The sequence below is a fragment of the Treponema endosymbiont of Eucomonympha sp. genome (assembly GCF_001028545.1).
Map to the genome: position 1 here is coordinate 1 of NZ_BBPW01000349.1, position 715 is coordinate 715.

Consider the following 715-nt stretch of genomic DNA (forward strand, 5'->3'; position numbering starts at 1 on the left):
AATTCGGCGGTCTGTACGGTCGGTGCGATGAAGTCAAATACCGTTGTTGTTTCGGGTAACGTAACGGGAAATATACAGGCAGCTTCGCTGCTTGAGATGCGAAACGGTGCGCAGATAGTCGGCGATGTTATCACAGTAAAACTGAGAATTTGTGATAACGTTGATTTTCGCGGGCAGGTTTCTATGGTTGATGCGCCGTCGGAAACATCAGATATTTGAGTGTTTCGTCCGCCGAATGCAAACAGCCGCTCTCGAAAGCGTTGAAACAACCAAAAACAGATTTAGCTTGAGCAAAAATTTAGGTTAGTTCTCGCTCAGACCTTACGGAATGCACTTCGTTTCGCGGTTTTAATGGCTTTGTTCGGAAAGCTAAATTTTCCGAATAATAAAATCTCCGCTACAAAGCACAGGATTGCTCGGTAGCCCCGGTAAATGCTTATCCGCCCTATAGGTTTCCCGCCCCCGGCAAGCCTTCTTGATAACCACGGTAGGTTCTTACCCGTATTACGGCTATAGGCTTTCGCCTGTCGGCATATCGCTCGGCAGGCACGGTAGCCTCTCGTCCGCCCTATGGCTTCCGCCTGCAACTAATCCTTCACGGCAGCCGTGGTAAATGCTTACCCGTAGTACGGCACAAAGGCTTTCGCCTGTCGGTCGGATTGCTCGGTAGCCTTACTGGTGGAAACTTCAGCAAAGCCCGCTCGGTAGCGCCGGT

General features: G+C 50.3%; 1 protein-coding gene. It reads left to right on the forward strand.

The annotated features are described in order from the left end of the window. On the forward strand, positions 1-219 hold a 219-nt coding region (locus tag AWU74_RS07010), incomplete at its 5' end, for a polymer-forming cytoskeletal protein (RefSeq protein ID WP_162504985.1). Between the last annotated feature and the right edge of the window lie 496 nt (positions 220-715).